General features: G+C 47.1%; 3 protein-coding genes. 2 read left to right on the top strand and 1 reads right to left on the bottom strand.

Translation table 11 applies throughout. The features are described 5' to 3' along the window. The first annotated feature begins 15 nt into the window (after positions 1-15). Positions 16-627, top strand: a complete 612-nt coding sequence (locus NFR19_RS08780; RefSeq protein WP_251213415.1) for a hypothetical protein — start codon at positions 16-18, stop codon at positions 625-627. A gap of 118 nt (positions 628-745) precedes the next feature. Here the strand turns inward: NFR19_RS08780 and NFR19_RS08775 are convergent, their stop codons facing one another. After that, entirely contained in the window at positions 746-1,276 is a 531-nt protein-coding gene (locus NFR19_RS08775) for a hypothetical protein (RefSeq protein ID WP_251213414.1), read from the bottom strand. Between the two features lie 157 nt (positions 1,277-1,433). Here NFR19_RS08775 and NFR19_RS08770 point away from each other — a divergent pair, with 157 nt between their 5' ends. Further along, the gene (locus tag NFR19_RS08770) at positions 1,434-2,828 is read left to right on the top strand and encodes an ATP-binding protein (protein WP_251213413.1); all 1,395 of its coding nucleotides are present in this window, start codon (positions 1,434-1,436) and stop codon (positions 2,826-2,828) included. Positions 2,829-2,937 lie beyond the last annotated feature (109 nt).

Genomic DNA, 2,937 nt, shown 5'->3' with positions numbered 1-2,937 from the left:
ACTTAGAGTCAGCGGATGCCGTTTCCTAAGACCACCACTTTGCCAATCAATGCACTTTATCCGCTGCGGATCATCGGGTTGAACCAGGACACACGGGCTGATGGCAAAGGTATGGCAGGCCTCACGTTTATGTTTAGACAGCCCACCTCTGAGACTTATCGCTTCAAAGATGATGGCGATACAAGTTCTAGTATATATGGGACCACCGTAGGTAGATTTCTACGCGAGGGTGGAGCGTTGTGTGACTCTGTAAAAAATGTTCTTGTTTCAGTACAAAAAAAGCAACTAGAAGCATCATTGACCGGAACAGCAGGTCAAGAAATGAAGAGTTTTATTTTATCACTCAGCGAAATTGGATATGCAGTCAGAAGCGACGGACATATCTCTGACTTAGGTGTCGGAAAGAATCGAAATGAAATCTATCTCGGCTTTTCAAGCCAAGGCTATGCATTTGGAGAAGGCGACAAAGTATACGCAAGGATTTTGCATGATGTTGGAGCAACCTATACAAGAGATTTATTCCCTTCTGGTTATGATTTTCAGACTGGCTATTCAGTACATTTAATAAGTAATACGCCTTCGTTTCTGAATATTAGCAGATCCATTGCTCCTAGCTTTTGTCTATAGTGATCGGGTGTTAAAGAGCAACATAAACCGGGAAGTGAATGGGAGGTGAGGGGTATTTTCCTCACCTCCCATTCGATTTAAAACACGAAAAATTGATGTTACGAAGCTTCATTAGTGGCTATAAGCAAAAGCCAGGTATCATATTGCGTGATATATTATTATGCTGATTAAGGAAACCATACCCGGGAACAAAGCACGCAGTCGTAAAATAACCACCTGTCATTTCCAGCCTGTCACGCAGCCATAATCCAGAGGAACAGCTGAAGATTGTCGGAATGATTTCCTCATTATTTTTCTTATCGTTATTACTAAGCGTCATTCCTTGACTGCTGAAAGCAAGATACATCTCGTCTTTATTTTTACCTACTCCAAGCCCGCTTGTGCTGCCTGATGGGTTGTAGCCAAGCTCATACATCGAAAAAAGGAAGCATCGAGCTGAGTTATATGCAATATTGCTTAATGCGGTTCCTTTATCCAGCCATGCTTTTCTTACTGAAACAACTTTATCCTTGACACTCTGAACTAGATCTCCACCTGTATTCCCCCACCTATAGGGAACAGGAGCTTGAGATTCTGTCCAGGAAGAGCTCAGCTCTCCAAAATTGCCTGTATATAGAGATCGCTTAAACGCGAAGGTAAGCCCCGCCATGCCGCCTGAGGCCTTCTCGTCCTGGTTCAGCCCTATGATCCGCGGCGGATAAAGCGCATTGATTTTAGAAAGGTCTCTATAATATAGGGAGTGATAAGATAACTACAAACATCATAATCGTATTCATCTTATATACGAGAGTCGTGAGGGAGTACTGATGTTTGTAGGTAGAGAACGAGAGCTGAGCGTATTAGAAAAATGCTATACAAAGCAAACCTTCCAGATGGTTGTAATGTATGGGAGGCGACGCGTTGGCAAAACCACGCTGCTGTCGTTCTTCGCTCAAGACAAGCCCGCGCTCTTCTATACGGCCCAAGAGCAAAGCGACAACGACAACCTGAAAGACTTTGCAAGACTGATCGCAGAGCACTATGGACTGCCACACGGGCTTGCGTTTGAGAGCTGGGATGCTGCATTTGACTATCTGGCAGACTTAGCGGCCGATAAGCCGCTTCTATTTATCTTCGATGAGTTTCCCTATGCAGCTCAAGCTAATCCGGCTCTTCCTTCAAAATTACAGATTGCCATCGATCATAAGTTCAAAGACACGAACATGTGCATTGTGCTTTGCGGCAGCAATCAAGGCTTCATGGAAAGTAACGTCCTCGGAAAGAAGAGCCCGCTTCATGGACGGCGTACGGCCCAGATCAAAGTCGAGCCGTTCGGCTATCGAGATGCGGCTCGAATGCTTGGGAACGTTTCGCATGATGATGCATTCCGCTACTACGCTTGCATCGGAGGCATACCGTATTACCTAGCTCAAGTGGATCCTTCGTTGTCGCTCAACGAGAACTTGCGCGATCTATTCTTCAGTCCTGAGGGCTTTTTGTTCGGGGAGCCCACGATGCTATTGAGGCAAGAGCTGAGAGAACCGGCGCTCTACAACTCGATTCTGCGAGCGATCGCACATGGAGCCAACAAGCAGAACGAGATAGCGAATGCTACAGGTATAGAGCGCGGACACTTACCGCGCTATCTCCACGTGCTCATGGAATTAGGCATTGTCGAACGTATCGTTCCTTTTGGGGAGAACCCGCACCGCAGCAGAAAGGGCATATATCGCTTACGGGACGCTTGCTATGCTTTTTGGTACCGTTTCGTCTCACCAGTCGTAGCGGATATCGAATCGGGTGCTGGTGATCTTGCTTTCCGCACGGTGACACCAGAGACTCTTGGTGAGTATTTGGGGCATCGCTTTGAGAGCGTTTGCCTTGAATGGTTGCTAGCAGAAGCACTTCTCGGCAAACTTCCGGTGAATGCGACGACGGTAGGTACATGGTGGGGAACGGATCCTAAGACAAAAACTCAAACCGATATAGACGTGATCGCAGCAAGCCGTACGAGCGGTCACGCTCTCATCGGTGAATGTAAATATCGTAACTCGTTTAACGAAAGCGATACGGTGAGCACGCTACTCGACAAAAGGCATCTACTCAAAGACCTTGAGATCGATACTTGCTACTTGTTCACGAAGAATCCCGTTTCCATAACGACCAAAGAAAGGGACGCTGACTGTACGCGCTTCATAACGCTTTCCGACCTGTATGAGTAAAGGCGATGTGTGCATCTGCGTCTAGGGGCACACAATGCACTTTATCCGCTGCGGATCATCGGGCTAAACCAGGACACGCGCTCCGACGGACAGGGCATGGCGGGGTTGA

Source organism: Adlercreutzia murintestinalis (assembly GCF_943192905.1).
GTDB classification, from domain to species: domain Bacteria; phylum Actinomycetota; class Coriobacteriia; order Coriobacteriales; family Eggerthellaceae; genus Adlercreutzia_A; species Adlercreutzia_A murintestinalis.
This window is presented reverse-complemented; position numbering and strand designations above follow the sequence as displayed.